The organism is Defluviitalea phaphyphila (assembly GCF_001466305.1).
Lineage (GTDB): Bacteria > Bacillota > Clostridia > Lachnospirales > Defluviitaleaceae > Defluviitalea_A > Defluviitalea_A phaphyphila.
Window position 1 is genome coordinate 1 of sequence record NZ_JWID01000011.1, and the last position, 26,674, is coordinate 26,674.

At 26.9% G+C, this 26,674-nt stretch carries 24 protein-coding genes, 1 tRNA gene, 1 riboswitch and 1 other annotated feature; of the genes, 5 read left to right on the forward strand and 20 right to left on the reverse strand.

Features of this window, described 5'->3' with window-relative positions; all coding sequences use genetic code 11:
- Positions 1-109: 109 nt before the first annotated feature.
- The 4 genes from OM90_RS08010 to OM90_RS08025 form a co-directional block, all read right to left on the reverse strand.
- The gene (locus tag OM90_RS08010) at positions 110-547 is read right to left on the reverse strand and encodes a MarR family winged helix-turn-helix transcriptional regulator (protein WP_058486376.1); all 438 of its coding nucleotides are present in this window, start codon (positions 545-547) and stop codon (positions 110-112) included.
- 163 nt (positions 548-710) lie between these two features.
- Positions 711-798, reverse strand: a tRNA-Ser gene (locus OM90_RS08015).
- Between the two features lie 437 nt (positions 799-1,235).
- Positions 1,236-2,354, reverse strand: coding sequence for an iron-containing alcohol dehydrogenase family protein (locus OM90_RS08020; RefSeq protein ID WP_058486377.1), 1,119 nt, complete (start codon positions 2,352-2,354; stop codon positions 1,236-1,238).
- A gap of 38 nt (positions 2,355-2,392) precedes the next feature.
- The gene (locus tag OM90_RS08025; RefSeq protein WP_058486378.1) at positions 2,393-3,721 is read right to left on the reverse strand and encodes an aminotransferase class III-fold pyridoxal phosphate-dependent enzyme; all 1,329 of its coding nucleotides are present in this window, start codon (positions 3,719-3,721) and stop codon (positions 2,393-2,395) included.
- Between the two features lie 246 nt (positions 3,722-3,967).
- Between OM90_RS08025 and OM90_RS08030 the strand changes: the two genes are divergently transcribed.
- Positions 3,968-4,243: an ArsR/SmtB family transcription factor gene (locus OM90_RS08030; protein WP_058486379.1), complete on the forward strand. Its 276-nt coding sequence runs from the start codon at positions 3,968-3,970 to the stop codon at positions 4,241-4,243.
- A gap of 31 nt (positions 4,244-4,274) precedes the next feature.
- Here the strand turns inward: OM90_RS08030 and serS are convergent, their stop codons facing one another.
- Entirely contained in the window at positions 4,275-5,552 is a 1,278-nt protein-coding gene (gene serS / locus OM90_RS08035; RefSeq protein WP_058486380.1) for a serine--tRNA ligase, read from the reverse strand.
- Positions 5,553-5,619: 67 nt separating this feature from the next.
- Positions 5,620-5,821: a binding site (T-box leader), on the reverse strand.
- A gap of 412 nt (positions 5,822-6,233) precedes the next feature.
- Here serS and adhE point away from each other — a divergent pair.
- On the forward strand, positions 6,234-8,840 hold the full coding sequence (adhE, locus tag OM90_RS08040; RefSeq protein ID WP_058486381.1) for a bifunctional acetaldehyde-CoA/alcohol dehydrogenase: 2,607 nt from the start codon (positions 6,234-6,236) through the stop codon (positions 8,838-8,840).
- 59 nt (positions 8,841-8,899) lie between these two features.
- Here adhE and OM90_RS08045 read toward each other — a convergent pair whose 3' ends face one another.
- Both OM90_RS08045 and OM90_RS08050 read right to left on the reverse strand, forming a co-directional pair.
- The gene (locus tag OM90_RS08045) at positions 8,900-9,121 is read right to left on the reverse strand and encodes a hypothetical protein (protein WP_058486382.1); all 222 of its coding nucleotides are present in this window, start codon (positions 9,119-9,121) and stop codon (positions 8,900-8,902) included.
- 58 nt (positions 9,122-9,179) lie between these two features.
- Entirely contained in the window at positions 9,180-9,986 is an 807-nt protein-coding gene (locus tag OM90_RS08050) for a Cof-type HAD-IIB family hydrolase (RefSeq protein ID WP_058486383.1), read from the reverse strand.
- Positions 9,987-10,143: 157 nt separating this feature from the next.
- A riboswitch (TPP riboswitch) is annotated at positions 10,144-10,247 on the forward strand.
- Between the two features lie 31 nt (positions 10,248-10,278).
- On the opposite strand from OM90_RS08050, the gene thiT reads away from it, so the two are divergent.
- Positions 10,279-10,956, forward strand: coding sequence for an energy-coupled thiamine transporter ThiT (thiT, locus tag OM90_RS08055; RefSeq protein ID WP_064505519.1), 678 nt, complete (start codon positions 10,279-10,281; stop codon positions 10,954-10,956).
- A gap of 9 nt (positions 10,957-10,965) precedes the next feature.
- Here thiT and OM90_RS08060 read toward each other — a convergent pair whose 3' ends face one another.
- The 7 genes from OM90_RS08060 to OM90_RS08090 all read right to left on the reverse strand — a co-directional run bounded on the left by OM90_RS08060 (position 10,966) and on the right by OM90_RS08090 (position 17,263).
- A complete protein-coding gene (locus OM90_RS08060) occupies positions 10,966-11,256 on the reverse strand; it encodes a YkuS family protein (protein ID WP_058486384.1) in 291 nt (96 codons plus the stop codon).
- A gap of 45 nt (positions 11,257-11,301) precedes the next feature.
- The gene (locus tag OM90_RS08065; protein WP_058486385.1) at positions 11,302-11,820 is read right to left on the reverse strand and encodes a DUF4446 family protein; all 519 of its coding nucleotides are present in this window, start codon (positions 11,818-11,820) and stop codon (positions 11,302-11,304) included.
- Positions 11,820-12,686: a ParB/RepB/Spo0J family partition protein gene (locus OM90_RS08070; RefSeq protein ID WP_058486386.1), complete on the reverse strand. Its 867-nt coding sequence runs from the start codon at positions 12,684-12,686 to the stop codon at positions 11,820-11,822. Before OM90_RS08070 ends, OM90_RS08065 begins: the two co-directional genes overlap by 1 nt.
- A complete protein-coding gene (locus OM90_RS08075) occupies positions 12,686-13,453 on the reverse strand; it encodes a ParA family protein (protein ID WP_058486387.1) in 768 nt (255 codons plus the stop codon). The genes OM90_RS08070 and OM90_RS08075 overlap by 1 nt, the downstream gene beginning before the upstream one ends.
- 152 nt (positions 13,454-13,605) lie before the next feature.
- The gene (gene argS / locus OM90_RS08080) at positions 13,606-15,300 is read right to left on the reverse strand and encodes an arginine--tRNA ligase (protein WP_058486388.1); all 1,695 of its coding nucleotides are present in this window, start codon (positions 15,298-15,300) and stop codon (positions 13,606-13,608) included.
- Between the two features lie 137 nt (positions 15,301-15,437).
- Positions 15,438-16,088, reverse strand: coding sequence for a response regulator (locus tag OM90_RS08085; protein ID WP_278335798.1), 651 nt, complete (start codon positions 16,086-16,088; stop codon positions 15,438-15,440).
- Between the two features lie 17 nt (positions 16,089-16,105).
- Entirely contained in the window at positions 16,106-17,263 is a 1,158-nt protein-coding gene (locus OM90_RS08090) for a sensor histidine kinase (protein ID WP_058486389.1), read from the reverse strand.
- 558 nt (positions 17,264-17,821) lie between these two features.
- Here OM90_RS08090 and OM90_RS08095 point away from each other — a divergent pair.
- On the forward strand, positions 17,822-19,147 hold the full coding sequence (locus tag OM90_RS08095) for a hypothetical protein (protein ID WP_207643865.1): 1,326 nt from the start codon (positions 17,822-17,824) through the stop codon (positions 19,145-19,147).
- Positions 19,122-20,066, forward strand: a complete 945-nt coding sequence (locus OM90_RS08100) for an alpha/beta fold hydrolase (RefSeq protein ID WP_058486391.1) — start codon at positions 19,122-19,124, stop codon at positions 20,064-20,066. Before OM90_RS08095 ends, OM90_RS08100 begins: the two co-directional genes overlap by 26 nt.
- 41 nt (positions 20,067-20,107) lie before the next feature.
- Here the strand turns inward: OM90_RS08100 and noc are convergent, their stop codons facing one another.
- From noc to OM90_RS08130, 6 genes are all read right to left on the reverse strand, one after another.
- A complete protein-coding gene (gene noc / locus OM90_RS08105) occupies positions 20,108-20,914 on the reverse strand; it encodes a nucleoid occlusion protein (RefSeq protein WP_058486392.1) in 807 nt (268 codons plus the stop codon).
- 88 nt (positions 20,915-21,002) lie between these two features.
- Positions 21,003-21,722 (reverse strand): 16S rRNA (guanine(527)-N(7))-methyltransferase RsmG, encoded by a 720-nt coding sequence (gene rsmG / locus OM90_RS08110; protein WP_058486393.1) that lies wholly within the window; start codon positions 21,720-21,722, stop codon positions 21,003-21,005.
- A 9-nt stretch (positions 21,723-21,731) separates the two neighbouring features.
- Positions 21,732-23,630, reverse strand: a complete 1,899-nt coding sequence (gene mnmG / locus OM90_RS08115; RefSeq protein ID WP_058486394.1) for a tRNA uridine-5-carboxymethylaminomethyl(34) synthesis enzyme MnmG — start codon at positions 23,628-23,630, stop codon at positions 21,732-21,734.
- 16 nt (positions 23,631-23,646) lie between these two features.
- Positions 23,647-25,029, reverse strand: a complete 1,383-nt coding sequence (gene mnmE, locus OM90_RS08120; RefSeq protein WP_058486395.1) for a tRNA uridine-5-carboxymethylaminomethyl(34) synthesis GTPase MnmE — start codon at positions 25,027-25,029, stop codon at positions 23,647-23,649.
- 52 nt (positions 25,030-25,081) lie between these two features.
- The gene (gene jag, locus OM90_RS08125; RefSeq protein ID WP_058486396.1) at positions 25,082-25,714 is read right to left on the reverse strand and encodes an RNA-binding cell elongation regulator Jag/EloR; all 633 of its coding nucleotides are present in this window, start codon (positions 25,712-25,714) and stop codon (positions 25,082-25,084) included.
- Positions 25,715-25,716: 2 nt separating this feature from the next.
- Positions 25,717-26,664 carry a YidC/Oxa1 family membrane protein insertase gene (locus tag OM90_RS08130; protein ID WP_058486397.1) on the reverse strand — a complete coding sequence of 316 codons (948 nt, stop codon included), beginning with the start codon at positions 26,662-26,664 and terminating at the stop codon, positions 25,717-25,719.
- Positions 26,665-26,674: the final 10 nt, after the last annotated feature.

Genomic DNA, 26,674 nt, shown 5'->3' on the forward strand with positions numbered 1-26,674 from the left:
TTAAGGCTAATTTTATACTTTAACACCTAAAATCAAGCATGATTTCTACTAAACATAAGTGTTGCATTTAATATTGCAATTTAGAAAAGCATTTTGCTTTACTTTTTACTTATACTGACTGTTCTACTATTTCTAAAGCCCTATTAAATTCTTCCATTACAACTTGTTTGTTGGAAGGGTTCATATTTTCTACCCATTTGTATAATATATCATATTTATTCTTGCTATATTCTGTGAAAAATCTTTCCCCTTTTTTTGTAAGTTCTATGTATAATACTCTTCTATCAACTTCGTTCTTTTGTCTTTTAACTAATCCTTTTTTTTCTAATTTATCTATTAAAAAAGTTATACCTCCTTTTGTCATCCCCATAATTTTTGCTATATCTTTCATCTTTTTCGGATTTTTACTAGTACCTATGATTTCCATAACTCTCATTTCATTAAAAGTCATCTTATATTTTAGTTTTTTCTCATTTAAAAGTTTATCTTTATTTTGCGATATGTTTATTATAATTTGGGTCAAGGATTTTATTAATTGTTCATTCATCTTTTACCCTCCACTTATTAAATTATTTAAAAATTTTTACTTTTAAAACATAGTATAGCAACAAATTTTCCATTTTTCAACTATATTTTATTAAAAAATCTAAAAATCCAAAATCAAGACAAAAAAAATAAACCCTGCATATGCAGAGTTTATTTTTTTAAAACGGAGAAGGAGGGATTTGAACCCTCGCGCCGATTACTCGACCTATGCCCTTAGCAGGGGCACCTCTTCAGCCACTTGAGTACTTCTCCATTACCGCTTGGTATAGTATATCACATTGATTTTACCCTGTCAATGTATATTATTAAATCCTTTTTGTATTTCATAGATTAAAACATATTAAAAAAAATTTCTTAAAAAGTTTTAAATATTAAAGTTATACAACTAAATATTTTTCTGATAATTCATCAGTTAATTCATTAATACTTCTAAAACTAATTGTCACATATTTTCAAATATATCTGACAATCTACTTTCTGTTAACCATATACAAAATAAATATACAAGTAAAAGTGCAATAATCATGTAATAATCTTACCATATCCTTGTGTTTGATATAGTGATGTAGTAAAATGTTAGATAAATATCTCTTTAAGTCTTTTTTATAAATATAAAAAAGACAACGAAGCTATGTTATTATAAAAGCTTCGTTGCCTTTTTAATCTTATTTTTTAATTTAAATATATTATTAATTAAAAACTTCTTGATACATTTTAATTAAGTCTTCTTTTTTAGGTTTAACAATGCAATTACTTATGTTTTTAGTTTTCATTGCTATATCACTGTATTCATCTATTTCATCACGAGTAATATTTTCTTTTGTGCCAAGTAATTCATCCATAAGGTTAATAAATTCTTCTGTACTGTTAAGATTCATTGCTTCTAATATTTTTTTGATACGGTCTGGATTTTCTTTTTCCACAAATTTTAAAAATTCTCCTAGTAATAATCCATTTGCTCTTCCATGGTCAATATCTTTAAAATATGTTAGGGAATATCCCATTGCATGAACGGCTGTTGTTCCCGTTTGTGCAATAACAATCCCCGCCATAAAAGATGCATATAATAATTGTTCTCTTGTATTTTTATCAATTACAATATCAGGATTTTTTAAGGATTTTAATATTTTTGGAATACAATTTGTAATCATTTTAATGCTTTCACAAGCTAGCGTATCACTGATAAATGAAGCTTTAATAGAAAGCATTCCTTCTACTGCATGGGATAGGGCATCCACTGCTGTATTAATAGTTGTTGTTAAAGGTAATTGTAAGGTATATTTAGCATCTAAAAATGCAATAGTAGGAAATATTAATTCTGTTGCAATACTCATTTTAGTTTTAGCTTTATCATTGGTTAAAATGGAGTATTGAGTAACTTCAGAACCAGTCCCTGCTGTTGTAGGAATATATACCATTGGTAAAACTTTATTTTCATAAACTCCAGAAAATAAATTTTCTTCTTTTATATCCTGAGCTGCTAATAAAGCTATAGCTTTACCAGCGTCCATTGGAGAACCTCCACCAATAGCTATTATAAAATCTACATTATTTTCCCTTGCTATTTTAGCTCCTTCATAAACACAAGCTATAGTTGGATTACTCATAACTTTATCAAATATTAAGTAACTAATTCCTACTGAATCAAGGGCAGATATAACATCTGATTGTGACCCATTTATTTTAGCTGAACGGGCTCCTGTTACAATTAATGCCTTCTTTCCTAATGATTTAAATACTTCCTTATTTTCGATAATGCAATTTTCCCCTATAAAAACTTTTGTGGGCATATGATATTTTAAACTCATAAATTTCCTCCTATATAAAAATAATTGTAATACAACTATTATAACATTTTATCGACTTCACTTAATACTTTATCCATAATTTTCATTGATTCATCAAGTTCTTTTTCTGTAATTATTAATGGAGGTGCGATAATTAATATATTTTCATGGGAATAATGATAAAATCCTTCTGCTTTTAACATTCCTAATATTTTATTCATAATTCCATCTGGGTCTTTACCATATTCAACTAAAGGTTCTTTAGTCTCTTTATCTTTTACTAATTCTATTGATGAAAATAATCCTATATACCTAACATCTCCTACACATGGATGTTTTGATTTAAGTTCTTCTAATAATTTTCCTAAATAAGCTCCTCTTTTCTTTGCTTTTTCTATTAAGCCTTCTTCTTTATATACTTCTATAGTTGCTAAGCCTGCGGCACATCCTAATAAATGAGCAGAATATGTAAGTCCACAGCTTAAAAAATTATTATCAAAATAATCTGCTATTTCTTTGCTTACAATAACTCCTCCAAGAGGTGCATAACCACAAGTAATTCCTTTTGCAAAAGTTATAATATCTGGTTTTACATCATAGTTATTGATTCCAAACCATTCTCCAGTCCTTCCAAAACCACACATTACTTCATCGCATACCATTAAAATTCCAAATTCATCACAAATCTCTCTTACACCTTGCATATATCCCTTTGGAGGTATAATGATTCCATTACTTCCTGTGATAGTTTCTAAAAATATGGCTGCCACTGATTCTCTTCCTTCATAAATAATTTGTTCTCTTAATTGATCAATATAGTATTTAGTGGCTTCTTCCTCACTTTTAAAAGTTATAGGAGCACGATAAAGATATGGATCAAAAAATTTCACAAATCCAGTAATACCTGGTTCACAAGTAAATCTTCTAGGTTCTCCTGTTAAATTAGCTGCACCATATGTGGCTCCATGATATGAACGATATCTTGAGAAAATTTTATTACGTCCTGTAAACATTTTAGCTATTTTTATAGCATTTTCATTAGCATCAGCTCCACCTAAAGTAAAAAATACCTTTCCCATATTATCTGGTGCTAATTCCACTATAGTTTTTGCAAGTTTTGACCTTACATCAACTGCAAATGAAGGTGCTGCAAATGCTAATTTTTCAGCTTGGTCTTGAATTGCTTTAATTACTTTTTTATTTCCATGTCCAATATTTACATTTACTAATTGAGAAGACATATCATAATAACGTTTTCCTTTTTCGTCCCAAAAATAAATTCCTTCTGCTTTAGTCATTACAATTGGATTTATTTTACCTTGAACAGACCATGAATGTAAATTATATTGGGTTGACATTTTACTAATTTCATTTATTTCTGTTTTCATAACATACCACCTCTTATATAGCAAAAGCCTGTTCTAGTTACTAGAACAGGCTTCTTTGCCGTATTTTTTAATTTTTTTTGTAATTTAAGCATATTATAACATATCATTTATCTTTATCAATAAATCTTAGCACAAAATAAATTGTGCTAACGCACATATAAATTGCATTTCAAATTTTTTTGTATTATACTGACTTATATATGTTATCATAATATTATAATATTTAAAAAATATTGGAGTGAGTATATGGATATAAAAGCATTTGAAAAGAAGGCAGAAATTTTAAAAGCATTAGGACATCCTACTAGACTTTGTATAGTAAAACGACTTATAGATAGAGGAGGTTGTAATGTATCCCATATGCAAAGCTGTATTGGACTCCCTCAGTCCACCGTATCTCAACATATATCTAAATTAAAAGCTGCAGGTATTATACAAGGGGATAGATGTGGACTTGAGATTACTTATAAGGTAGTTGATGAAGACGCTATTAAAATTATAGAATCTTTATTTAATGATTAAAAATAACCAAAAAATAAAGAGCCTAGGCTCTTTATTTTTTGGTTATTTTTTCTATATTACCCATGTATGGTCTTAAAACTTTTGGAATTATTATGCTTCCATCTTCTTCTTGGAAATTTTCTAAAATAGCTGCAGTAGTTCTTCCTACAGCAACTCCACTACCATTAAGAGTGTGTACAAACTGAGCTTTATCCTCTATTTTATCCTTATACTTTATATTGGCTCTTCTTGCTTGAAAGCTTTCAAAATTACTACAACTAGATATTTCTACATATCTATTATAGCTTGGCATCCATACTTCTATATCGTATTTCATTGCTGCAGTAAATCCTAAATCTCCTAAACATATTTTTACAACACGATAAGGTATTTCTAAAAGCTGTAGTATTTCTTCTGCATCTTTTGTCAATTTTTCTAATTCTTCATAGGAATCTTCTGGCTTTGTAAATTTAACTAATTCTACTTTATTAAATTGATGCTGTCTAATAATTCCTCTTGTATCTCTACCTGCGGACCCAGCTTCTGCTCTAAAACAAGCTGTATAGGCACAATGTTTTATAGGAAGTTTATTTCCATCTAAAATTTGATCTCTATACATATTAGTCACAGGAACTTCTGCAGTTGGAACTAAAAAGTAGTCTGTATTTTCTACTTTAAAAGCATCTTCTTCAAATTTAGGAAGTTGTCCTGTTCCTATCATACTTCTCCTATGAACCATGAATGGTGGAAATACTTCTTCATACCCATGTTTTGTAGTATGAATATCCAACATAAAATTAACAAGAGCTCTTTCTAATCTTGCCCCTAGTCCTTTATAAACTGTAAATCTTGCTCCTGTTATTTTTGCTGCTGTTGCAAAATCTAATATATCTAATTCTTCACCTAAATCCCAATGGGGTTTTGGTTCAAAGTTAAACTCTCTTGGAGTTCCAAATCTTCTTATTTCTACATTATCTTCATCGCTATCTCCTTTAGGTACAGAAGGGTGCGGAATATTAGGAATAGTTAAAAGAAGGTTTTCTAATTTTTCTTCTACTTCTTTTAATTCACTATCTAGTCCTTTTATTTTATTAGATAAGCTTTTCATTTCTTCTAAAATTTTAGATACATCTTTACCTTCTTTTTTCATAAGGGGAATTTGTTTTGATACAGTATTTTGTTTGTTTTTTAATTGCTCTACTTCTTTTAAAATACTTCTCCTTTTTTCATCTAAATCTTTAAAATCATCTAAATTAAAATCTTCTTTTCTTCCTTGTAAAGCTTTTTTTACTTCTTCAAAGTTATTTCTTAATAATTTTACATCTAGCATGTTATTCCTCCTTATTTATTTTATATTAATTTTTCCCTTCTATATAAAAATAAACCCCCATCCTTTAAAAAAGGACGAGAGTTCCCCGCGTTGCCACCTATCTTGTTATATAAAAATATAACCCCTTTAAGTGAGATAAAGGTCACAAACCTTCTGATTCATCATCAGCAGCTAAGAAAGTGGATCATCTTATATTCTATATCAGTTTACACCTACCACTGACTCTCTTTAATAGAAATATAAGACTATTCTTTCTTCATCGCCATTTTATCCGTATAGTTTATTTTATTATAGCATACATAAAAATTTTTTCAATAAATAATGTATAAAACTTAAATATAATGGTTATTATTTAAGTGTACCCAATGTAAGGTACATCGCTAAATCCCCCCTCAACCTGGAGCTTCTCCCCCCTGAAGCCCAGGTACTTTTTTCTAATCGTTATTTTTTTATCATTAATATTTTTATATATCCCTTAATAAATTAGTGATGTTTAACATGTTTTAGAAATTTTTTTTGTTATTTTTATATAAATTTTATTATTAATATTAGTTGACATATACTATTATTTCATGATATCATTTAGACAAATGTTAATAAAAAAACAAACGAAGTTTTTACCCCTTTTTTTTATTTTAATCTATTTGTTAAATTTTTAACATATTTTAAGGAGGTTTTATTATGGCAGAAAAAAAAGTTGAAAAAACTCCACAAGTAGATGTTAAAACTATGGTGGATACTCTAGTTAAAAATGCAGAACAAGCACTTAGTGAATACATGAAGTTAGACCAAGATTCTATTGATAATATTGTTAAGACTATGGCTTTAGCTGGACTTGATAAACATATGTACCTTGCAAAGCTTGCTGTTGATGAAACCAAAAGAGGTATTTATGAAGATAAAATTATTAAAAATATTTTTGCAACAGAATATATTTATCATAGCATTAAGTATGAAAAAACTGTTGGAATTATAAATGAAAATGATGAAGAAGATTATATGGAAATAGCAGAACCTGTTGGAATTATAGCAGGAGTAACTCCTGTAACTAATCCTACTTCTACTACTATGTTTAAATCTATTATCTCTGCTAAAACAAGAAATCCTATTATTTTTGCTTTCCATCCATCTGCTCAAAAATGTTCTGCTGAAGCTGCAAGAATTCTTAGAGATGCAGCTATCGAAGCAGGTGTTCCTAAAAATTGTATTCAATGGATTGAAAGTCCCTCTATTGAAGCAACTCAATATCTTATGAATCATCCTAATGTATCATTAGTTTTAGCAACTGGTGGTTCTGGTATGGTTAGGGCTGCTTATTCTACTGGTAAACCTGCTCTTGGAGTAGGACCTGGTAATGTTCCATGTTTTATTGAAAAAACTGCAGATGTAAAAAGAGCTGCTACTGACCTCATTCTTTCTAAATCCTTTGATAATGGTATGATTTGTGCTTCTGAACAAGCTGCTATTATTGAAGCTCCTATATATAAAGAAGTAACTGATTTTATGAAGGCTCATAAATGTTACTTTGCAACTAAAGAAGAGGTTAAAAAATTAGAACCAGTAGTTATTAATTTAGAAAAAATGGCAGTTAATCCTAATATAGTAGGTATGCCTCCTTATAAAATTGCTGAACTAGCTGGTATTACTATCCCAAAAGATACTAAAGTTCTTTGTTGTGAAATTGATGGAGTAGGAGAAAAATATCCTTTATCTAGGGAAAAACTATCCCCTGTTTTAGCAGTTGTTAAAGCTAAAAATGTAGAAGAAGGAATAAAAATGGCAGAAACTATGGTTGAACTTGGTGGTCTTGGTCATAGTTCTGTTATTCATTCTAATGATGATAAGGTTATTGAAGAATTTTCTAATAGATTAAAAACAGGACGTATTATTGTAAATTCTCCTTCTACTCATGGAGCTATTGGAGATATTTATAATACTAATATGCCTTCCCTTACTCTTGGCTGTGGATCTTATGGTAAAAACTCCACTACTGCTAATGTAACAGCTGTAAATCTAATTAATAAGAAAAGGGTGGCGAAGAGAAGAGTGAATATGCAATGGTTTAAAGTTCCAGAAAAAATTTACTTTGAAGCAGGTTCTATTCAATATTTAAGCAAAATGCCTAATATTAGCCGTGCATTTATCGTAACAGATCCTTTTATGGTTAAACTTGGATATGTGGATAAAGTATTATATCATTTAAGAAAAAGAATTGATTATGTACACTGTGAAATATTTAGTGAAGTTGAACCAGATCCATCTCTTGATACAATTAATAAAGGTGTTGACTTAATGAATAAGTTTCAACCTGATGTAATTATAGCTCTTGGTGGTGGTTCTGCTATGGACGTTGCTAAGGGAATGTGGCTATTTTATGAACATCCAGAAGCTGATTTTACTGGTATGGCTCTTAAATTTATGGATATTAGAAAAAGAATTTATAAATTCCCTAAAATGGGTCAAAAAGCAAAAATGGTAGCAATACCTACTACTTCTGGTACTGGTTCTGAAGTTACTTCCTTTGCTGTTATTACAGATAAAACTAAAAACATCAAATATCCTTTAGCTGATTATGAACTAACTCCTGATGTAGCAATAGTAGACCCTGAATTTGTTATGACTGTTCCAAAGTCTGTTACTGCTGATACTGGACTTGATGTATTAACCCATGCAATTGAAGCTTATGTTTCTATATTAGCTTCTGATTATACTGATGCACTAGCTATGAAAGCAATTGAATTAGTTTTTGAATATCTACCAAAGGCTTATCACAATGGTAATGATGCCGTAGCTAGAGAAAAAATGCATAATGCTTCTTGTATTGCTGGAATGGCCTTTACAAACGCATTCTTAGGTATTAATCACTCCTTAGCTCATAAACTTGGAGGAGAATTCCATATACCTCATGGAAGAGCTAATGCTATATTGCTTCCTTATGTTATAGAATACAATGGTGAAACTAGTCCAACTAAGTTTGTTTCTTGGCCAAAATATGAAAAATTCATTGCTCCAGAAAAATATGCTCAAATTGCAAAACATCTAGGACTTCCAGCTTCAACTCCAGAAGAAGGAGTTAAATCTTTAGCTAATGCTGTTAGAAACTTAATGAAAGAACTTAATATCCCAGCAACTATTAAAGAATGTGGTGTAGAAGAAAACTCATTCCTTGAAAAGGTTGAATACTTAGCAGATAGAGCTTTTGAAGACCAATGTACAACTGCTAATCCAAGACTTCCTTTAGTAAGTGAATTAGTAGACCTTTATAAAAAAGCATATTATGGAAAATAAAATAAAATAAAAAATAGTCATGATTATTCATGGCTATTTTTTATTTTTATAACATATTTTTAAATTATTATTTTATCTTTATCCATGTCTAAAATTGAACTTTTAATTTCTTCTTTAGAAATATTAATTTTTATGGTTTCTTTACCTTTATTTGTTTTATTTAAAATATTTTTAATGGGAATATAAATACCCATGATTATAAATATAAAAATAAGGATAAATAGAAGCTCTTCTAATAGTTTAAAAAAAATTTTTTTATAAATTTCTTTATATTGTATCATTAAAAAACTCCTTAATTATTCCCTTATTATATTTTATTCAAGAGTTTTAATAAACAGACTATAATATAAATTTTTCTATTATTTCTTTTACTGCTCCATGATTGTTATCATTTTTTGTTATATAATCTGCTCTTTTTTTAATTTCAGGATGAGCATTAGCTACAGCTACTCCAAGATGCGCCTCTTCTATCATATATAAATCATTAAAACTATCGCCTATACATGCTACCTCTTCTTTTTTAAAACCTAATCTTTTCCTTAAATCTCTTAATGCCAATCCTTTATTAGTATTTATATTAGTAAATTCTAAATAAAAAGGTTTAGAAATAAACATATGTAACTTTTCTCTAACCCATGGTTCTAATTTTTCCTTTATTTTAATTAATTTTTTATTTTCACCTTGAAATAATATTTTTACAATATCTTCTTTAACCCATTCTGATAAATCTCCTACCTCTATATAATCCATTCCTGTTAGTCTTTTATATTCTTTAGTATATTCATTAGCTTTTTCTACAAATAAATAATCTCCTTGATAAGTTTGAGCATAAATATTTTCTTTTTTTGCAAACTCAAATAAATATTTTGCATACTCTTTTTTAATATTTTTTTGATTTATAATTTCTAAACTTTTTGTTTTAAAAGTAATTGCTCCATTATATGAAATAGCATATTCATCATCTTTTTTTAAATTTAATTGTTCTAAATATGAATATAAGGCTACACTAGCTCTTCCTGAGCAAAGAACTATTTTTACACCTTTTTTTATAGCTTTTTGTATAGCTTCTTGATTTTCCTTTGAAATAGTTAAATCATCACTTAAAAGAGTGTCATCCATATCAATTGCTAGCATTTTATACTGCATAGTATTCTTCCTCTCCTATATTTTATATGGTTAACTTTATAATATTATATCATAAAATTATCTAACTAATCTTATATATCTTTGAGTATTATATTGACTTTTTTCATTTTTTGGTATATAGTTTTATATATTAAAGAATAATCTTTAAAATTAAATATATGTCCGCTAGGGGAGCCTTTTGGCTGAGAGTGTGCTAATAAGCACTAACCCTTTGTACCTGATCCAGGTAATACTGGCGAAGGGAAGCGATTTTCGGTAACCTCCTGCGGACAAGAATAAAGGAGGATTTTTTATGTTTTCAGAAGAAGTTCTAAATGAATTTTTTAATTCTTTTTTAGGAAAATCTATAATGATTTTTATTGCTTTAATTTTTATTGCCCTATTTATTGGAAAGTTATATAAAAGCAAAAATTTTTCTTCTAGAGCTTTGACTTATTCAGGAATTGCTATTGCTCTAGCTACTATTTTATCTGAATTTACTCTATTTTCACTTCCTCAAGGTGGTTCTGTTACTCCTTTTTCCATGATGTTTATTGTTTTAATAGGATATTGGTTTGGTCCTTTAGAAGGAATACTTAGTGGAGTTACCTATGGTATATTACAACTTGCTTTAGGTGCATATGTAGTACATCCCATTCAAATATTACTTGATTATCCTTTTGCCTTTGGAGCATTAGGACTTTCTGGTTTCTTTAGAAAAGGTCCTTATTCTATCATATACGGATACTCTGTAGGAGTTTTAGGTAGGTTTATATTTAGTTTCTTATCAGGATGGATTTTCTTTGGTTCCTATGCTTGGGAAGGATATAGTGCCATAACTTATTCTTTTCTATATAATCTATCTTATATAGGAATTGAAATGATACTTACCCTTATATTATTTATGATTCCTTCTTTTAGAAAAGCCCTTTATCATATTAGAAAAATAGTTAATATAAATGAAAATATAAATAAAAAAGCAGCTATGTAAGCTGCTTTTTTAAAATAGTGGAGAATATACTCTATTATTTATAATTTGTTCTATTTCATCAATACTTTTATTTTTCCCATTTATAAATAATATTCCATTATGTTTATGTTTCGCTCTTTTTTGAACTGAGGAAGTTAATACCACGCCTATACTATTATTTTCTTCCATCCAGTTTGGATGATCTATGTATATATAAGCATCTACTGGATAATTATATTCATCTTCATATACTACTTTATAGCCTCTTTCTTCTAATTTTTCTTTAATCCCTTCAAGTCCTCTTTGAATTCCTATTATCATAAAAAAACACCTCCAGTTATATTATTTCCTGGAAGTGTGTTTTTATTATTTTTTCTCTTTATTTAATTTAGCTAATTTTATTGCTTGTTCTTCTTCTGCCGATAAGGTATAAGAACTTTTACCTTTTTCTATAGGTTTTGCATAAGTATATGAACCTTCTCTACCATGAATACCATTTATCACAACTCCATCATCATATCCATCTAAAAGGGCTATTGCATAACATAAATCTCCTCCCATATCATCAAAAGCATTATATCTTACTATTCCTTCTTTTTGAATACAAGCTTTAACATTTTTCTTTATAGCTTCACATTCTTGTCTTATCTTTTTATTTTCATCTTCTACTTTTATAACTTTATCAATATAATCTATTAATATAGTTTCTAATGATTGCCCCTTTTGTCCTCTCATAAAACGATTATATTTTTTATTTAGTTTATTTAATTTAAAAGATAATATTATTAAAGCAATAAGAAAAATTAAGCAAATCATGCTAATACATATTAAAATTATATTATTATACATTGAAATCCACTTTGAGATATTCATAAAGATATCCATTATTTCACCTCTAAATTCTTGTTTTCTATGGATTTAATTAAATAAAATATCCTTTCTAAATCACTATTAGAATAATATTCGATTTCTATTTTCCCTTTTTTCTTTCCCTTCGATATTTGTACTTTTGTTCCTAAAATATTTTTTATTTCTTCTTCTATTTCTTTATATATAGGAGAAATTTCTTTTTTCTTATTTTCCTTTTTAGTTTTTAATAGATTTTTTATTAATTTTTCTGTTTCTCTAACACTTAATTTATTCTTTAAAATTTTTTCTACTACTAACAATTGAGTTTTTTTATCTTTTAAGGTTAATAAAGCCCTAGCATGTCCTTCACTTAATTCTTTATTTATCAATAATTCTTGAATTTTTTCATCTAATTGCAAAAGCCTTAAAGTATTTGCAATAGCTGATCTACTTTTACCAACTCTTTTTGATACTTCTTCTTGTGTTAAAGAAAAATTATTAATAAGGGCTTCAAAAGCCTTGGCTTCTTCTATTGGATTTAAATCCTGTCTTTGAATATTTTCTATTAACGAAACTTCTATAGCTTTATCTTGGGTATAATCATTAATTATTACTGGCACTTCTTTTAACCCTGCCATTCTAGCAGCTCTCCAACGTCTTTCTCCTGCTATTATTGTATAGTAATTATCTTGTTTTTTTACTATAATAGGTTGTATAATTCCATGTTCTTTTATTGAATTTGATAACTCTTCCATTTTATTTTGATCAAAATTTTTTCTAGGTTGTTCTTTATTAGGTTCTATTTGATTAATTGGTATCATAGAAATCTTTGCCGTATTAGTTTCTTGTTCTATATCTGAAATTAAAGCAGAAAGCCCTTTTCCTAATCCTCTTTTTGCCATTATGCTCCCTCCCTCTCTAGAAATTCTTCGACTAATAATTTATAACTTTCTGCCCCTTTAGACCTTTTATCATACATCATTATAGGTAAACCATGGCTGGGGGCTTCTCCTAGTCTTACATTCCTAGGAATTAAGGTTGTATATATTTCTTTTGAAAAATATTTTTTTACTTCTTCTACTACTTGAAGAGATAAATTTGTTCTAGCATCATACATAGTAAAAAGAATTCCTTCTATATAAAGAGAAGGATTTAGTTTTTGTTGCACTAATTTTATAGTGCTTATTAGATGAGTTAATCCTTCTAAGGCATAATATTCACATTGAATAGGAACTAATACCGAATCTGCTGCTGTTAATGCATTTAATGTTAATATATTTACTGCTGGAGGACAATCTATAAAAATATAGTCATATGTATTTTTTACTTTATTTATGGCATTTTTAAGTAAGTACTCTCTTTTTTTTATATCTAATAACTCTATTTCTGCTCCTGCTAAATTCATATTAGCTGGAACAAGATCTAGATTTTTCATAGGGGTTTTAAATTTTGTATCGTTTATCTCTATTTCTCCTAAAAGCACATTGTATATTGTTTTTTCTAATTCATTTTTATTAATTCCTAAACCACTACTCGTATTTCCTTGAGGGTCGATGTCTATTGTAAGTACTTTTTTCCCAATCTCTGCTAATCCCGACGCAATATTTATATTAGTAGTGGTTTTCCCAACTCCACCTTTTTGATTAAATATAGCTATTACTTTTCCCATCTCCCCACCTCCTAATAACTTTCTTTTTTAATTATACCATTATTTTTGTATAAATAAAAACATTGTTTCACGTGAAACATTTTAAGTTATCTCAAAAACTAATTATTAAAAGTTTATTTTGAGATTGTTTCACGTGAAACAATATGAATAAATTACATTTTTTCTGGAGCTTTTATTCCTAGGAGGTCAAGTCCTATATATAGTATTGTTTTTACTCCATAAACTAAGGCTAATCTAGCTATTTTTACTTTTTCATCTTCCACTAATATTGGATTATCATGATAAAATTTATTAAAAGCTTGAGATAGGTCTATAATATATCTAGCTATAAATGATGGTTCTAATTTATTAGCAGCTTCTTTTATTTTTTCTGGGAATTGTTCCATAAGACGAATTACTTCTACTGATGCAGGGTCTGTTAAAATGCTATAATCTATTTTTTCTTTATCTATATTAATATTAGCTTTTCTTAAAACACTACAAGCCCTAGCATGGGTATACTGTACATAAGGACCAGTTTCTCCATCAAAATTTAATACCTTATCCCATGAAAATACTACATCTTTTATTCTATTATTACTTAAATCATTAAAAATAACTGCTCCTATTCCTACCTGTTCTGCAATTATATCTTTATTTTCTAAGTTTGGATTTTTATCATTAATAATTTGTTTTGTTTTTTCAATAGCTTCTTTTAATATTTCTTCTAATAAAACTACATTTCCTTTTCTTGTAGAAAGTTTTCCTGTTTCCATACTAACTAGTCCAAATGGAACATGAATTAAATCTTTATACCAATCATATCCCATTTTTTCTATTACCTTAAACCATTGAGCAAAGTGTAGATTTTGAGCTAAAGCCGTTACATAAATACATTTATTAAAGTCATAAGTATTTTTTCTGTAAATAGCAGCTGTTATATCCCTAGTTGCATAAAGAGTACTTCCATCTTTTTTAGTAATAAGACATGGAGGCATATCTTCTAGTTCAACTATTTTTGCTCCTTCACTTTCTTTAAGGAGCCCTTTTTGTTCTAATTCTTCTATTACTTTATCCATTTTATCATTATAAAAACTTTCTCCAGCATAGGAATCAAATTTAATGCCAAGAAGATCATATACTTTATTAAATTCTATTAAACTAATATCTTTAAACCAATTCCAAAGGTCTAATGCTTCTTTATCTCCGTTTTCCATCTTAGTAAACCATTTTCTTGCTTCTTCTTCTAAGGACGGGTCTTTTTCTGCTTTTTCATGAAATAAAACATAAATTCTCATTAATTCTTTTATCCCGTCTTTTTCTACTGCTTCTTTACTTCCCCACTTTTTATAAGCTACTATTAATTTACCAAATTGTGTTCCCCAATCTCCTAAGTGATTAACTCCTATACAGTTATACCCTAATTTTTTAAATATGCGATAAATACTTCCTCCTATAACTGTAGACCTTAAATGTCCTACATGAAAAGGTTTTGCTATATTAGGAGCTGAGTAATCTATAACTATGTTTTTTCCATTTCCTTCATTAGAAGACCCATAAGTTTCTTTCTTATCTAATACTTCTGATAATACATAAAAAGCAAATTTTGTTTTATCAATATAGAAATTTATATATCCTGATACATTCTTGATTTCTTTTATAAAATCTGGCTTTTCTATAACTTTAACCGTATCTTCTGCTATTTGAGCTGGTGACTTTCTAAATATTTTAGCTAATCTAAAACAAGGAAATGCATAATCTCCCATTTCAGGATTGGGAGGAATTTCTATCATAGAAATTATTTCTTCTTTAGAAAAATCTTTAAATTTACTATTAAGTAAATCTGCTATTTGTAATTTAAAATCCATTTTTTTCTTCCTTTCATATTATAATATATAATATTAAAAACTCTCGTCACAAGACGAGAGCATTGATTTTCTTTTATAATTGTAGCTTTTTAAAAAAGAAAAATCAAGTATATTAAATAAATAGTATAGTGAAATTATTATTTTATATCAACAATTTTTTCTTTTATGGCATATACTGCAGCTTGAGTTCTATCATATACATCAATCTTTTTAAATATATTAGATACATGATTTTTAACGGTCTTTTCACTTATACAAAGTTTATGGGCTATTTCTTTATTTAATAATCCTTCTGTAATAAGTTTTAATACTTCTAATTCTCTTTTAGTTAATTGATTTTTTTCTTCTTTTATATTATTTTTATTATTACCATTTTTTATTCTATTTGCTTTTTTAACTAAATGAACTGCCATATTAGGTTGAATATAAGTTTCTCCTTTATAAACTGTTTTAATAGCATTAATTAAAACTTCTGATTCCGAATCTTTTAATATATAACCGTCTATTCCCATCTCTACTGTTTCAAAAAGATATTCTATTTCATCATGAATTGTTAACATTATGATCTTACAAGGAGAATTTTTTTCTTTTAATTTTTTCACTGCTTCAATCCCATTTAAAACCGGCATATTTATATCCATTAAAATTACATCTGGTTTTTTTTCTAAGGCTTTTTGTATTACTTCTTCTCCATTGCCAGCTTGGTCTATAACTTCGATATTTTCATTTAATTCTATTAATTGTTTTAGCCCTTCTCTTACCATTGAATGGTCATCAGCTATAATCACTTTTATTTTTTCATTTGTTACACCCCTTTTTCTTTTAATGGTATTCTAATATAACAGCGCGTTCCTTGATTAGGTTTTGATTTTATAATAAATTGCCCTTCTAATAATTGGGCTCTTTCTTTCATACTAGATAACCCAAAGCCACTTCCATCATCTTTTATTCTTTCTTGTACTTCTTCTATATTAAATCCTTGCCCATTATCATTAATAAAAAGTTCTACATATTTTTTTGAAAATAACAATTTAACAGATGCTTCTGTTGCCCTAGAATGTTTTAAAATATTATTTATAGCTTCTTGAGCTATTCTAAATAAAGTAAGAGATATAATAGATGTAAGAAAATAAGGAGAACCAACAACATTAAATTTAATAACTATATTATGTTGTTCTGTTATTTTTGATATATATCTTTCTAAAGTAGGAACTATACCTAAATCATCTAACGACATAGGTCTTAAATCATAAATAATCCTTCTAACATCTTGAATACTTGTCCTAACCATTTCTTTTAAATTAATTAATTCATTTCTCGTTTTATTTATATCTTTATCTAATAATTTAAGACATAGCTCTGCTTTTAAAACTACATTTGACATGGATTGAGCAGGTCCATCATGAATCTCTCTTGCTACCCTTTGTCTTTCTGTTTCCTGTGCTTTTAAAATTTTAATTCCTAAACTCTTTTTTTCTTGTAAATCTTCTATTTGATTAGAAATATTTCTTAAATCTCCAGCTAAAAAATTTAAGGCAACAGCTACATGATTTATTAAATTTTCTGCCTTTTTTATAATCTGTTGTGAGGATTTTAACCGAGATTCTAAATCATTTCTTCTTTGAATTAACATTTGTTCTCTTTCTCGTTCTACAGCTAAATTAATTCTAATTTCATCAGTTTTATTATATATTAACTCCATATCCTTTTGAGAATATTTATCAAAATTTTTATTTATCATCATAAGTTTTTGTTTGCTTTTTTTTAAATCCCTTTCGTATTTTTCAACTTTATCTATAGTTTCTCTTATATTTTTTTTTAAATCTATTAATTCTTGTTTTAGTTTATCATATTCGTTTTTTGCATGTTCTGCTATATCATAAATTTCATTTTTACTTTGTTCAATACTATCAATTGTTCTTTTTACTATTTCATCTAATTGTTCCATATTAAGCTCATGCATTTTTTTACCCTTTCTACTAAATTTTTATTTTATAAAAATTTTTAATTAATGAATAAAAATTTTTATATTACACATTATAAATAAAGGATTAAAATAATAAATGGAGAACTTTATGTTTTTAATTATATCATGTTTTACATTATTAACTCTTAGTTTTCATATTTATAAAACTCATCCAAAAAATTTTGAATCTATTTTCTTTTGTATTTTTATAGCATTTATATCATGTCTTTATATGTTTAGTTTTATATTTATGAATTATTTAAAACCTTTACTAAATATTTAATTGGAATGAGTGATTTTTTGAAAAGAGTAGTATGTTTTTTTATACTTATTATACACTTTTTTTTAATTTTCCCTATAAAAATACATGGAGCTTATTATAAATCTTATTTCAAAGAAAATTTATTAATTGTTTTGGTATCAGATTTATCAATAAACGATGAAATTTTCCCCTATTATGGCATACATTCTTTATTATATAATAATATTAAAAAAAATTCCAAACAAGTTTTTTTAGATTTTAAAAAAATAAACAATAATTCTATATATATGAATTTGAGAGATTACATAACAGTAGGATATAAGCTAAATAATCCTATTATATTAGTAAATGTTGAAAAAAACGAATTAGAATATTTATTATCTTTTAAAAATAATAGAAAATTAATAATTACTTCTATATCTAATAGAATTAATCCGCTTTACATAGAAAATAATAAATCTGGAATATTATATAGTAAAACTACTAAAAAATTGGGTTTCATTAAATATGAAGATATTTTTTCACAATCTAATTATATTTATTTCAAAGAAATTAACAATCCTCATTTATTTATTAAAAAAATTTTTAATAAAAATTTTTATTTATTATATAGTAGATATTTTTTAATAGGATATTTAGTTATTATTTTCTTTAGTTTTATTATATTTAAATCTAAACGTATTTTTTTTAGTTATATAATATTTTTATGCCCTAATTTATCTTGTTTTTTTGGGCTTTCACCTTTTATTAATTTAAATGGAATAATAAAAAGTTTCTTTATCATAATTATATCTTTAATCCTTAGTAAATTATTTTTATTATATAATTTAAATCCTAAAAAAGTTTTTTTATATATCAATATAATTACTTTATTATTTCTTTTTTATTTTACTTTTTCTAATAAATTTCTATATCAAAGCCCCATAGGTTTTAATAATATTTTTAAAGGAAATAGATTTTATGGTTGGAATAACGATTTTATTGGAATATTTATTGGAAACATTTTGGGAATATTTTATGTACTTAATAACATGAAAACAAGAAATTTTTTAATATTTATTGATGCTTTATTAATCATTTGTATCATTTGCTTTTCTCCTAAATATGGAGCTAATGTTGGAGGAATGATAAGTTGTTTTTTTTCTATAATAATGTGTACTTTTATTTTTGAAACTTCTGTAATTAAAAAATATCTTTATATAATATTATTTCTTATAGGATTTTTATTTCTTCAAAATTATTTTATTAGTTGGGATTTAAATCAAAATGTTTCTACTCATTGGGGAATCTGGATTAATTCTATTTTAAATGAAAATTTTGCTTTTTCATTTAAAATTATGTATAATAAAATCAAGTGTATATTTTTTTTATTTTTAATTCCACCCCTAAATATTATACTATTATTTCAATTATTTTTAACAGTTAAATTTAAATTTTTAGATTATTTTAATAAAAAATGGCGAAATTTATTTGTTGTGATATCTTTAGTTGTAATTTTTATAAATGATTCTGGTATATTTTCTTCTAATTTTATACTTTTTCATTTTTTAATTCCTAGCTATGTTTTTTATAACAAAAGAAAGGGGCTTTATAATGAAGAAAAAAAAATTTTTAGTTAATTTTATTTTTTTAACATCTTTTATTACTTTACTTAATAGTATTATATTTAAATTAGGTTCAAAAAAATATAATGCAAAAGATAGCCCTGATAAAATTTATTTATGGAAATTAGGTAAAATAGCTTATAAAGTTAGAGGAGAAGGGCCTCCTCTTTTACTTATTCATGGAATAGGAAATGGAACTTCTTCTTATGAATGGAGAAAAAATATTCCTTATCTTTCTAAACATTTTAAAGTATATAGTATAGATTTATTAGGATTTGGATATTCTTCAAGACCTAAATTAACTTATACTGCTTTTTTATATGTTCAGCTTATCCAAGATTTTATTAAAAATGTTATTAAAGAACCAACCTTTGTTATAGCTAATTCTCAATCAGCATCTTTTGCAGTAATAGCAGCTAATTTTTCTCCAAACTTATTTAAAAAATTAATTTTAATTTCTCCTACTGGAATAAAAGAACAAATAGATTCTCCTACTTTTAAAAGTAAAATAATAAAACTATTTATAGAAACTCCTATTATAGGAACAACTTTTTATAATTTAATTTCTTCAAAATTATATATTTATTATTTTATTAAAACTAAATTATATAATTCATCTTTTTCTATAGCTCCCTCTCTAGTAGATAATTATTATTTAGCTTCTAAAGCAGGAGGAGCTTCTTCTAGATATCTTCTTGCTTCATTTTTAGGAGGATATATGAATATAAATATAACGAATTTTCTTAATAAAATTTCTTGTCCTATTTGTACTATTTGGGGAAAAGAAAATCCATTAGTTTCTAAAGATTTATTAAATGAATGGACTAAAATTAATCCTTCTATAACTTCTTACATATTTAGAAAATCAAAAACTATGCCCCATGAAGAGGAACCTTTTTATTTTAATGAAGTTTGCAAAAATTTTTTTAATTAAATTTTTAAACTTTAAAAATGGGCGAAATATTTCGCCCATCTCTATTTTATAGGTATTTTTATTTTTATTTCATAGAAATCTTCTTTTTCTTCCATAGTATATTTTGCTTCTACTCCAGACTGTTGAATTAAATCCACTGCCTGCTGTATAGTATTAGTAAATAATCTAATATCTTTTAGATATCTTTTCATTTTTTGTTCTTTTTTTTCTTGTGATTTATTAATTATTTTTTCAATCATTTTTTCTACTAATTCTTCTGTTTTTTTAACATTTAGTCCTTGTGATATTACCCTTTTTAAAACCATAAATTGCATTTTTTCATCTGGTAATCTAAGTAGAGCTCTTGCATGTCTTTCCGATAAATTATTTTCTAATATTACTTTTTTAACTTCAGAAGATAACTTTAATAATCTAAGCTTATTAGCAATAGTAGATTGACTTTTTCCTAATCTTTTCGCTAATTCTTCTTGAGTAAAACCATAATCTTGCATTAAATTATTATAAGCTTCTGATTCCTCTAGAAAATTTAATTCTTCTCTTTGGAGATTTTCAATAAGAGATAATACTGCACTATCTTGATCATTTACATCGACTAAAACTGCTGGAATTACATCTAAACCTGCATTTTTACAAGCTCTAAGTCTTCTTTCTCCTGCTACTAATTCATAACTTGAATTTCCAATCATACGGACAGTTATAGGCTGCATAACTCCATATTCTTTTATTGAATTTGTTAATTCTTCAAGGGCTTTTTTATCAAAATTTTTTCTTGGCTGATATGGGTTAGGACGTATTTTATCAACAGGAATAAATTCTACTTTTAATTCTTTTGATTTATCTATCTGCATTATATCTATCTCTCCTCTTACAGTTCTATCGGAAAATATCTATTATCTGTATTATAACATAGTCTTTTGATAATAAAAAATTTTTTTATTATTTTATAGGATTTTTACTGGGTTTACCTGGTTTTCTTGGGTATTTTGTAGGAGTTTGATTTACCTTTTTTATAAATATAATCCTATGTTTAATATCACTAAAAGGAATAGATATATCTTTTATATCTACTATTTCTCCACCTAAAACTGATATAGCTTTTTTTGCTTCTTCTATTTCTTTTTCGCTATTAATACTTTTCATACAAAGAAACATTCCGCCAAGTTTTATAAATGGAAGAGTATATTCTGATAAAACTGATAAATTAGCTACTGCTCTAGATACACATATATCATAACTTTCTCTATATTTTTTATCTTTACCTAATTCTTCTGCTCTACTGTGAATTAACTCTACATTCTCTAAAGAAAGTTTTAAACTAACTTCTTTTAAAAATTCTATTCTTTTATTTAATGAATCTACTAAAGTAATTTTAACTTCAGGATATGTTATTTTTAATGGAACACCAGGAAAACCTGCTCCTGTTCCTATATCAATAATATTTTCTACAGAAGAGAAATCAAATACAGACCCAATAGATATAGAATCTAAAAAATGCTTTATAATAATATCTTTATCCTCTGTAATAGCTGTCAAATTCATCTTTTCATTCCATTTAATAAGAAGATCTTTATATTTTATAAACTGATCTATTTGATTACTATTTAAAGTTATGTTTAAATTTTTACTTCCTTCTTTTAAATATTCTATAATTTCCATATAAATCCCTCAATAATCTAATTCTTTTTTTCTATTTAATTGCTCTAAGTATACTAATAAAACAGATATATCTGCAGGCGAAACTCCGGATATTCTAGATGCTTGTCCTATGGACCTTGGTTTTATTTTATTTAATTTTTGAGCTGCTTCTATTCTAAGTCCTTTAATACTTAAATAATCTATATCTTCTTTAAGAAGTTTTCTTTCTAATTTTTTAAATTGTTCTACCTGCTGCATTTGTCGTTTAATATAACCATCATATTTTATTTGAATATTAACTTGTTCTTTAACTGCATCAGGTAGATCTCTTGGATTTGGGTCAATTTCTCTAATTTTATAATAATCTAATTCTGGTCTTTTTATAAGTTCTAAAAGAGATATACCTGACCTTAATGGAGTACTATTGTTAGCTTTAAGAAACTCTTGAACATTAGGCTTAACTCCAACAATTGTTTTTTTCATTCTTTCTATTTCTTCTTCTATTAACCTTTTCTTTTCTAAAAACTTTTCATATCTTTCTTTTGAAATAAGACCTACCTCATATCCTTTTTGTGTTAAGCGAATATCTGCATTATCTTGTCTTAAAAGAAGTCTATATTCAGCTCTTGAAGTCATCATCCTGTAAGGCTCATTTGTTCCTTTAGTAACTAAATCATCAATAAGTACTCCTATATATCCTTCTGAACGGTCTATTATCATAGGGTCTTTATTTAGTATTTTAAGTCCTGCATTAATTCCTGCTACTATCCCTTGAGCCGCTGCTTCTTCATATCCTGAACTTCCGTTAAATTGACCTGCACTAAATAATCCATCTATTTCTTTAAATTCTAAAGTATGTCTTAATTGAGTTGAATCAATGCAATCATATTCTATGGCATATCCTGTTCTCATTACTTCACATTTTTCAAATCCAGGAAGGGTTCTTAACATAGAAATCTGTACATCTTCTGGTAAAGAAGAAGACATCCCTTGAACATACATTTCCATAGTGTTTTCCCCTTCTGGTTCAAGAAAAACTTGATGTCTTTCTTTATCTTCAAAACGTACTACTTTATCTTCAATAGAAGGACAATATCTTGGTCCAATTCCTTCTATTTTTCCTCCATATAAAGGAGACCTATGAAGATTATCTTTTATAATTTTATGAGTTTTATCATTAGTATAAGTGAGCCAGCAAGAAATTTGTTCTCTATAAATTGATTTTGAATCATTTTCAAAAGAAAATGGAACTATTTTTTCATCTCCTGGCTGTTCTTCTAATTTTGAAAAATCTATACTTCTCTTATCAACCCTAGAGGGAGTTCCTGTTTTAAATCTAAGCATTTTTATACCTAATTCTTTTAAACTATCTGTTAACTTATTAGCAGGTTTTAAACCATTAGGCCCAGTATACTCAACTACATCTCCTATAAAACAACGAGCCCTTAAATAAGTTCCTGTAGCTATAATTGCAGCCTTACAATTATAAATAGCTCCATTCGCAGTTTCCACTGCTTTTACTTTTTTATTTTCATCTACATGAATTTTTACTATTTCCATTTGTTTTATACTTAAATTTTCTGTTGTCTCTAAAGTTTTTTTCATTTCTTGAGAATAACGGCGTTTATCAGCTTGAGCTCTTAGAGAATGAACTGCTGGACCCTTACCTGTATTTAACATTCTAGACTGTATAAAAGTTTTATCTATATTTTTCCCCATCTCTCCACCTAAAGCGTCTATTTCTCTTACTAAATGTCCTTTAGATGTTCCACCTATACTAGGATTACAGGGCATCATAGCAATACTATCTAAACTAATAGCAAATAATACAGTTTTTAGTCCCATTCTAGCTGTAGCAAGAGCTGCTTCACACCCTGCATGTCCTCCACCAATCACAGCAACATCTATATTGTCAGCAATATAAGTCATATACCCACCTCTTTTATTATTTTCCTAAACAAAATTGACTAAATATCTTATTTATTAAATCTTCTTCTACTGATTCTCCTGTTATTTCTCCTAAATATTTATAAGCATTCATTAAATCAATAGATAAACAATCTTCAGGCATTCCCATATTTATACTTTCTAAAACATTTTTCAAACTACTATCAGCTTTTATTAAAGCTTCTTTATGCCTTATATTTGTAATTATAGTAGAATCATTCATTGTAATCTTGCCTTTTATAAACATATCTTTTAAAATATTTTCTAATCTTTCTACATCTTCTATATTTTTAGCTGACATTTCTATTATTTTATCTTTAGAAAATCTATCATAAATTTCTTCTTTATCTATCACTGATTCTAAATCTGTTTTGTTTAATATAACTATAGTTTTTTTATTTTGAATTAAATCCATAATATAAATATCCTCTTTGGTTAATGGAGTAGATATATCTAATATAAGAATAATTAAATCTGCAACCTCTAACCACTCTTTAGAACGTTTTACTCCTATTTGTTCTACTACATCTTCTGTTTCCCTAATACCTGCAGTATCTATTATTTTAAAAGGAATACCCGAAATATTTATATATTCTTCTAAAACATCTCTAGTTGTTCCAGGTATATCTGTTACAATAGCCCTTTGTTCTCTTAAAAGTGCATTTAAAAGAGAAGATTTTCCAACATTAGGCTTACCTACGATAACTGTTTTTACTCCTTCTTTTATGATTTTACCAGAAGAAGTTGTTTCTATTAAAAGATTAATTTTATTTTTTATATTTTCTATATTATTTTTTAATGTATCGTAATTCAATTCCTCTATATCATATTCTGGATAATCTATGGAAGCTTCTATATGAGCCATAATTTCTAATAATGTATTTCTTATTTCATTTATTTTCAAAGATAAATTCCCATTTAATTGGTTTATCGCAGTGTTTAAAGAGACATCAGTTTTTGCAGTTATAACATCAATAACCGCTTCTGCTTGAGATAAATCAATACGTCCATTTAAAAAAGCTCTTTTAGTAAATTCTCCAGGTTCTGCCATCCTCGCTCCCATTTTTAAAACCTGTTCCAAAACTTTTCTAACAGAAATTATTCCTCCATGACAATTTATTTCTATAACATCTTCTTTTGTATAGGTATTTGGCGCTCTCATAACCATAACTAAAACTTCGTCTATTATACTTTTTTTATCCTTATCTATAATATGTCCATAATGAATGGTGTGACTTTTTACTTTCAATAAATCTTTTTTTGTCTTAGATTGGAAAATATTATTTACAATACTTATAGCATCTTTCCCACTTATTCTAACAATTCCTATTCCCCCTGTTCCCATAGGGGTTGAAATAGCTGCAATAGTATCTTCTATCATATCATTACTCCTTTTTTAATCATTTTAAAAAACCCAGCTCAAACTGGGTTTTTTATCCATTATTTATTGGGGTGATAACTACTTTTCTATAAGGTTCTTCACCTTCACTGTGAGTTTTAACAGTTTTATCATTTTGAAGAGCAAAATGTATTATTCTTCTTTCATAAGGATTCATCGGTTCTAATACTACACTTTTTCTTGTTAATCTTACTTTCTTTGCTAAATTCCTTGCCAAATTTTCTAAAGTTGCTTTTCTTTTTTCTCTATAATTTTCTGTATCTAAAGTAATTCTAACGAAATTTTCATTTCTTTTATTTGCAACTAAATTTACTAAATATTGAAGAGAATTAAGAGTTTGACCTCTTTTCCCAATTAAAATGCCCATATCTTCGCCTTTTAAATTAAACATATATTGATTATCTTCATCCATTTTTTTTACTTCAATTTCAACTTTAAGCATCATTTTATCAAATATATTTTCTAAAAAATTTATAGCTATTTCGACTGGAGTAATTTTTCTTTTTAAACGCACTCTAGCCATTTTAGAACCAACTAAACCTAAAAAACCTTTAGACCCCTTATCAAGTATTTCAATTTCTACCTTATCTCTTGTAAGCCCTAATTCAATTAACCCTTCTGTTATGGCGTCATCGACTGTTTTACCTGTTTTTTCGACAAAATCCATATTTATTCACCTTCCCCCGTTTTATCTAAATATTTGTTGATAGCTATTTGTTGCACTATCTGGAAGATGTTACTTGTTATCCAATATATCCCTAATCCTGCTGGTAAACTATATGTCATCCACGCTGTTATAAAAGGGAAAATTATACTCATTGTTTTTTGAGTTTGAGCTGCTTGTTCATTTTGATTACTACTTCCTGCTACAGATATTTTTGATTGAAGATAAGTTGTAAATGCTGAAATAAAAACAAATAATACAACAGCTACAATAACTCCTTGTCCCATTAAATCCTTAGGACTATCTACTAAACTAATACCTAAAAATATTTCTATATTATCCTTTTGTTGTATTAAACTCTCTGGAATTGTTTTTATAGAGCTTATTAAATTTCCCCATTCTGTACTTGTTAACTGAGATAATACAGATTGAAGGCTATCTACATTATTTAAAACTGTTTCATCTAGTTTAATATTTGACTTGTTTTTTAATATATCTTGCAATATTGATTGATATCCTGAAGTTTCCATGATTTTAACAGCCAGTTGATTATATATTTCATGTAATTTTAAAATATATGTACTAGCCTTCTGTAACACCCTAAATAGTGCAAAGAAAATTGGCATTTGAATTAATAAAGGTAAACATCCTCCTAGGGGATTAACTTTATTTTCTTTATAAAATTCTCCTAATTCTTTACTCATTTGTTTTTGAGATTCTGGGTCCTTCTTATCTTTATATTTATTTTGAATTTTTTGAATTTGAGGTTGAATTTTCTGCATTCTTCTCATGGAAATTTGTTGATTAATCATTAGGGGAAGCATTAATACTCTAGTAAAAATAGTAAATAAAATAATAGCTATACCTAAAGAACCTGCTGGGCCTATATCATGTATAAAATTAAAAATTACATTAAGTATAATACCTAGAAACTGTGCTAATGCATCTATCAATTTATTTCCT

Coding starts and splice junctions, on each gene's coding strand:
- OM90_RS08030 (WP_058486379.1), top strand. CDS start 3,968: ATGGATATAAAAGCATTTGAAAAGAAGGCAGAAATTTTAAAAGCATTA.
- OM90_RS08065 (WP_058486385.1), bottom strand. CDS start 11,820: ATGGATATCTTTATGAATATCTCAAAGTGGATTTCAATGTATAATAAT.
- OM90_RS08020 (WP_058486377.1), bottom strand. CDS start 2,354: ATGAGTTTAAAATATCATATGCCCACAAAAGTTTTTATAGGGGAAAAT.
- serS (WP_058486380.1), bottom strand. CDS start 5,552: ATGCTAGATGTAAAATTATTAAGAAATAACTTTGAAGAAGTAAAAAAA.
- mnmG (WP_058486394.1), bottom strand. CDS start 23,630: ATGACTTATATTGCTGACAATATAGATGTTGCTGTGATTGGTGGAGGA.
- jag (WP_058486396.1), bottom strand. CDS start 25,714: ATGGATTTTGTCGAAAAAACAGGTAAAACAGTCGATGACGCCATAACA.
- OM90_RS08100 (WP_058486391.1), top strand. CDS start 19,122: ATGAAGAAAAAAAAATTTTTAGTTAATTTTATTTTTTTAACATCTTTT.
- OM90_RS08025 (WP_058486378.1), bottom strand. CDS start 3,721: ATGAAAACAGAAATAAATGAAATTAGTAAAATGTCAACCCAATATAAT.
- thiT (WP_064505519.1), top strand. CDS start 10,279: ATGTTTTCAGAAGAAGTTCTAAATGAATTTTTTAATTCTTTTTTAGGA.
- mnmE (WP_058486395.1), bottom strand. CDS start 25,029: ATGATAGAAGATACTATTGCAGCTATTTCAACCCCTATGGGAACAGGG.
- adhE (WP_058486381.1), top strand. CDS start 6,234: ATGGCAGAAAAAAAAGTTGAAAAAACTCCACAAGTAGATGTTAAAACT.
- OM90_RS08075 (WP_058486387.1), bottom strand. CDS start 13,453: ATGGGAAAAGTAATAGCTATATTTAATCAAAAAGGTGGAGTTGGGAAA.
- OM90_RS08010 (WP_058486376.1), bottom strand. CDS start 547: ATGAATGAACAATTAATAAAATCCTTGACCCAAATTATAATAAACATA.
- OM90_RS08060 (WP_058486384.1), bottom strand. CDS start 11,256: ATGATAATAGGAATTCAAAGAGGACTTGAAGGGATTAAAGAAAAATTA.
- OM90_RS08070 (WP_058486386.1), bottom strand. CDS start 12,686: ATGGCAAAAAGAGGATTAGGAAAAGGGCTTTCTGCTTTAATTTCAGAT.
- rsmG (WP_058486393.1), bottom strand. CDS start 21,722: ATGGAAATTATAGAATATTTAAAAGAAGGAAGTAAAAATTTAAACATA.
- argS (WP_058486388.1), bottom strand. CDS start 15,300: ATGGATTTTAAATTACAAATAGCAGATTTACTTAATAGTAAATTTAAA.
- OM90_RS08045 (WP_058486382.1), bottom strand. CDS start 9,121: ATGATACAATATAAAGAAATTTATAAAAAAATTTTTTTTAAACTATTA.
- OM90_RS08090 (WP_058486389.1), bottom strand. CDS start 17,263: ATGCATGAGCTTAATATGGAACAATTAGATGAAATAGTAAAAAGAACA.
- noc (WP_058486392.1), bottom strand. CDS start 20,914: ATGCAGATAGATAAATCAAAAGAATTAAAAGTAGAATTTATTCCTGTT.
- OM90_RS08050 (WP_058486383.1), bottom strand. CDS start 9,986: ATGCAGTATAAAATGCTAGCAATTGATATGGATGACACTCTTTTAAGT.